This window comes from Archangium sp. (genome assembly GCF_036389735.1).
GTDB lineage: Bacteria > Myxococcota > Myxococcia > Myxococcales > Myxococcaceae > Archangium.
This window is the reverse complement of sequence record NZ_DASVWK010000323.1, coordinates 1-5,192: the sequence shown is the minus strand read 5'-3', so window position 1 is coordinate 5,192 and position 5,192 is coordinate 1. Positions and strand designations below refer to the sequence as shown.

5 protein-coding genes are annotated in these 5,192 nt (G+C 72.1%); 3 read left to right on the top strand and 2 right to left on the bottom strand.

Features of this window, described 5'->3' with window-relative positions; translation table 11 throughout:
- A partial coding sequence (locus VF794_RS11400) for a caspase family protein (RefSeq protein ID WP_331109628.1) occupies positions 1-1,243 on the bottom strand: 1,243 nt, incomplete at its 3' end.
- A complete protein-coding gene (locus tag VF794_RS11395) occupies positions 1,240-2,028 on the bottom strand; it encodes an ActD-like protein (RefSeq protein ID WP_331109626.1) in 789 nt (262 codons plus the stop codon). The genes VF794_RS11395 and VF794_RS11400, both read right to left, overlap by 4 nt.
- A gap of 258 nt (positions 2,029-2,286) precedes the next feature.
- Here VF794_RS11395 and VF794_RS11390 point away from each other — a divergent pair, with 258 nt between their 5' ends.
- The 3 genes from VF794_RS11390 to VF794_RS11380 all read left to right on the top strand — a co-directional run.
- Positions 2,287-2,937, top strand: a complete 651-nt coding sequence (locus VF794_RS11390) for a cobalamin B12-binding domain-containing protein (protein WP_331109624.1) — start codon at positions 2,287-2,289, stop codon at positions 2,935-2,937.
- Between the two features lie 2 nt (positions 2,938-2,939).
- Positions 2,940-3,656, top strand: a complete 717-nt coding sequence (locus VF794_RS11385; protein ID WP_331109622.1) for a hypothetical protein — start codon at positions 2,940-2,942, stop codon at positions 3,654-3,656.
- The coding region (locus VF794_RS11380; RefSeq protein WP_331109620.1) for an ATP-binding protein at positions 3,653-5,192 on the top strand (1,540 nt) is incomplete at its 3' end. The genes VF794_RS11385 and VF794_RS11380, both read left to right, overlap by 4 nt.

Here is a 5,192-nt window from a genome sequence, read left to right as displayed (position 1 = left end):
CCACGCCCCGGAGCGCCGCCCCCCCATTCACGCCCCCCAGCGCCCACTGGTTCTCCACCCTCTGGCCCGGTGCCAGCCACGTGTTGGTGCTCAGCGGCGGAAAGAGACTCGCCGCTAGCGGCACCACCGCGCGCCCCGGCTCCGCCACCACCGACACCTCGGGCGCGGCGGACCCCTCGGGCTGCACCTGCCCTCCCCCGCGCGACACCGTGGCCTCCCGCGCGAGCCCCTGGAATTGCGCCAGGGCCAGCGGCGTGCGCTGCCCCTCCACCAGGGTGAAGGCGGCCTCGGAGGCCCCGCCCTCCACCTCGCGCCGCACCCGGTAGCGCCCGGGCGCCAGTCCCAGCTCCGTGGGCCGGCCCGCCAGCTTCTCCACCTCCACCACGAGCTGGCCCGCCTCGTCGCGCACGTAGAGCCGGCCCTCCAGCGCCTCGGCGAGGAACAGCCCCGCGGAGGTGGCCCGCAGGTCCGTCATCACCAGATCCCCCGAGCCGGCCAATTCAATGTCATACGCCGGGTGCTGGGCGCCGCCGCGTGTCTTCTCGGTGCGGGCCAGCGTCTCGTGGAAGGCGAACTGGTAGGCCTCGTTGAGGGTGACGCGCCCGTCCCGGGTGACGTCCGCCGCGCCGCGCAGGCCGGAGATGAGGTGGTGGGTGAAGTACGAGCCCCCCAGCCTGTCGGACTCCTGCGACGCCTCGTCCTCGCTGGAGGAGGTGAGGATGGCATGCCCCTTCACCTTGTTGCCCGAGTCCACGAGGAAGGCGGGCCGGCGGGTGCCTCCCTTGGCGCGCGCGAAGGCGCCCGAGGCACAGCTGTCCAGCACGGCGATACGCACGTCCGCGGGCAGGGCCTCCAGGGCGCGGCGCAGCTCGCCATAGTCCATGCGCTCGCCCTTGAGCAGCAGCCCCTCCTCGTCCGAGTGGCCCGAGTAGTAGACGAGCACCTCCACGCGCGAGGCCCCCGAGCTCCGGGCGGCCTGGGTCCGTGTGCGCAGCTCTCCGAGCGCCTCCAGCAGGCCCGCGCGTCCCACCTCCAGCAGCAGGCGCCGGTCCGCCGGGGAGACTCCGCCCAGCTCCCCCAGCACCTTGTCGAAGGCCCGCGCGTCCGAGGCGGCATAGCGCAGGCGCACGCGCTCGGCCCCCCCATCGTTGACGCCCACCAGCAGCGCGAGCCGCCGCACCGCGCCCGGCTCCGCGAGCGCGGGGGCGGCGAGCAGCAGGGACAGGAGGACGAGGGCTCTCATGGTGAGGACTTCTCCAACAGGAAGGAACTCTGCGTGTACCGCGGGGGCAGGGGCAATGGGGAGGTGCGCGCCTCGGAATGCCCGGCGAGCGAGCGGGCGGCGGCGAGCACCTCCCCCACGGCGAAGGGGGCGTCGGCGGTGACGAGGAAGAAGCGCTCGAAGGCGGGGGCATCGTCCAGGGCGTAGGCGCCGGGCAGCGCGTGCGTGCCCGAGGTCGCCAGTCGTACCGAGGCCTCCCCGGACTCGGGGGCATGCAGGGTGACGGTGCCGCGCCCGTCCACCGAGAGGATGACGCCATGGGTCCGACCCGCGGCCACGTAGGCCACCTGCACCACATCGCCCTCGGCCACCCGCGCCCCCTCCACGAGGGCCTCCGGCGTCTCCGCGCGCTGACGGTGGACGAGAAGCCGGGGCTCCAGGCCCTTCACCCGCGTCACCTCCGGCACCTCGTCGCCCACCGGGGCGGGGGCCTGGGGCCGGACGAGGACGAGGAGGGCCACCGCCGCGATCGCCGGCACGAGAGCGAAGGCGGGGCGAAAGCGGTGTGCCGGGCCCTCCCTCCTGGCCTGGAGCACCCGCCCCTGGGAGGCCACCCGGTGGGCCACCTCGGCCGGGGGAAGCCGCTGGAGGGTGGTGGCGCTGTCGGCCTCGAGCGCGGTGAGCCGGGCGGCCCCCTCCGGCTCCGCGAGGAGGCGGGCCCGGGCGGCGACGAGCTCTTCCGAGGGCAGCTCACCCAGGGCGATGCGTTCCAGGAGCCAGTCGGGGGTGCGAGGGGGGGAATTCATGGGACCTCCTACGAGAGGGAAACACCCTGGCCCGCCCGAACTGTCACCCGCTTTTTCCGCCTCGTGCCGTTTTCATCCCAGCCCGGAGCGGCACGGACCCCTCGCCCGGACTCCGAGTGAGCGACTCTCACACCCACCACTACCCGCGGCTCGGGGGTGGTTGTTGAGTGCATAGGGTGTCGGCTGGCTTCGCTGTATGAAGTGTCCCCTCCTTAGATAGCCTGTGGTGCCCCCCTCTTTCGCGCCCCTCATCACGTGATGAACGACACCATCGCCGCGCTCCGGGATTCCTACCTCGCCGCTCAACTCGCGGGAAACCGCCGCGAGGCCCTGCGCCTCCTCGTGGATGAGGGCCTCCTGCGGGGCATCCCCGTCCCCTCCATCCACCTGGACGTCATCCAGCCCGCCCAGCAGGAAATCGGCCGGCTGTGGCAGGAGAACCACATCTCCGTGGCGCAGGAGCATCTGGCCACGGCCATCTCCCAGTTGGCCCTCTCCCACCTCTACCGGCACCTGCCAAGGGAACCGGCCAACGGGCGCACCGTGATGCTCTCCTGCGTGGAGGGCGAGCTGCACGAGCTGGGCGCGCGCATGGCCAGCGACTTCCTGGAGATGGCCGGCTTCGAGGTGCGCTTCCTGGGAGCCAATGTCCCCACGGAGCACATGGTGCGCGAGGTGCGCGAGAGCCGACCGGATCTGCTGGCGCTCTCGGTGACCATGTCGTACCACGTGCCCGCGTTGCGTCGGGCGGTGGCGTCGGTGCGAGGGCTCTCGCCCGGCCTGCCAATCGTCGTTGGGGGGTTGGCCTTCACCTGGGCACCCGGGCTGGAGGCGGAATTGGGAGTCCCCTTCTTCGGCAAGGACGCTCGTGCCCTGGTGGCGGCGACCTGCGAGATGTTCGAGGTGTAGGCATGCGGTCACTCGTCAAGCAGGTGGAGGCCCGCGCCCAGCGGCTGGCCGAGCTTTCCGTGCGGGACCTCTACGACGACCCGTTCTGGTTCGCCCGCTACGGCGAGGAGCGGGCGCGCCGCTTCGGCGGTGAGGACGCCGTCTTCCACGTGCGCTACCTCGTGCAGGCCCTGGACGCCCAGGACGTGGGGGTGTTGGAGCGTTACGCACGCTGGCTCCAGGGGCTGCTGGTGGCGCGCGGCATGTCCTCGCGCCACATCGCCCTGCACTTCCAGGGGCTGCACGAGGCGCTGGTGCGCGAGGGCCTGGGCGAGCCTCCCGAGGCGCTGCGCTACGTGCGCGCCGCGGAGGCCGCGCTGGAGTGGCCCGAGGGCCCCGCGAAGGAGCTGCGCGAGGCCGCGCCCGAGCTGGTGGCGCACGCGCTGCGCGAGCTGGCGGCCCGCCAGGCCCTCACGCCCGGGGAGGTGGTCCGCCTGGGCGACGAGCTGCGGCTCCAGCTCTCCTACCTCATGGACTCGCTGGGCATGAAGCGTCCCGGGCTCTTCGTGGAGCACGTGCGCTGGTACGCGGGCTTCTGGCCGCAACGCAAGCTGAGCTGTGACTACCCCGTCCTGCTGGAGGCGCTGGAGGCGGCGCTGGCACGGGACGCCGCTGTCTCGGAAATGTCCCGGGTGACGGTGGCCACCGGGCGCACCGCCCTGACCCAGGAGCCGTCATGATGACCTCCCTGCCCATGCCCCTGTGGCACTTCTTGAGCCGCGAGGTGGCGCTGACGTGCGACGCCGAGGGCACCATCACCTGGGCGGACGAGCGCGCGGTGCGCCTGCTGGAGGTCTCCCCGGGAAGCCCCCTGCGGGCGCTGGCGGCCAAGGCCACCGAGGACAAGGTGGACCGGCTCATCACCCTCTCCCGCGACGAGCGGGTCGAGGGCTGGGAGGTCATCCTCTGCGTGGGGGGCATGCCGCGCACCTTCGCCTTCCGGGGCGCCCCGCACGAGGGCGGCTCGGCGCTCATGGGCAGCCTGGTGACGGAGGACTACGCCGCGTCGCTCTCGCAGGTGAGCGAGACGATGAGCGAGCTGTCCGTGCTGCACCGCGAGACGGAGCGCCAGCAGCGAGAGCTGAAGCGGCGCGCCGACGAGCTCACCCGCCTCAACCGGGATCTGGAGGAGTCCAACCGCGGCGTGCGCACCCTGCACGCCGAGCTGGACGAGAAGACGGAGAGCCTCGTGCGGGCCGCCGAAATCAAGAGCCGCGTGGTGGCCAACGTCAGCCATGAGTTCCGCACCCCGCTGCACTCCATCCTCGGCCTGGCACGCCTGCTGTCCAACCCCGCCAACGGCCCGCTCTCCAGCGAGCAGCAGAAGCAGGTGCAGTTCATCCGCGGCTCGGCCGAGGCCCTCTCGGAGTTGGTGAATGACCTGTTGGATCTCTCCAAGATGGAGTCCGGCAAGGCGACGCTGCGGCCCACTCGCTTCAACGCCTCGGACTTCCTGGGGGCGCTGCGCGGGATGATGAGGCCGCTGGTGCCGGCGGAGTCGGCGGTGGAGCTGCGCGTCGAGGAGCCGCTGGAGCTGATGCTGGAGACGGACGAGGCGAAGGTGAGCCAGGTGCTGCGCAACCTGGTGTCCAACGCGCTGAAGTTCACCGAGACGGGCCACGTCACCGTCACGGCCGAGCGGGGCCCGGAGGACACGGTGTGCTTCCGGGTGAGCGACACGGGCATCGGCATCCCGCCGGAGCACCAGGCGCGCGTCTTCGAGGAGTTCACCCAGGTGGAGAGCCCGCTCCAGAAGAAGGTGAAGGGCACGGGCCTGGGGCTGGCGCTGTCGCGGCGGCTGGCGGAGTTCCTCGGCGGCAGCCTCACGATGCGCAGCGTGCCGGGCCAGGGCTCCACCTTCACGTTCATCGTGCCCCGCGTCCACCCGGAGGTGGCGGAGCTGGTGGGCCTCACCGAGCGCAGCCAGACCCTGGACCCGTCCCGCGCCCCGGTGCTGGTGCTGGAGGACGACCGGCAGACGCTCTTCCTCTACGAGAAGTACCTGTCGCGCTCGGGCTTCCAGGTGCTGCCGGTGCGCACCGTGGAGGATGCGCGGCGCACCCTGCTGCGCGTGCGCCCGGCCGCCATGGTGCTGGACGTGATGCTGGAGGGGGAGACGAGCTGGAACTTCCTGGCGGAGATGAAGATGAAGGAAGAGACGCGCGACATCCCCATCCTCGTCGTCACCGTCACGGACCGTGAGCAGAAGGCCCGAG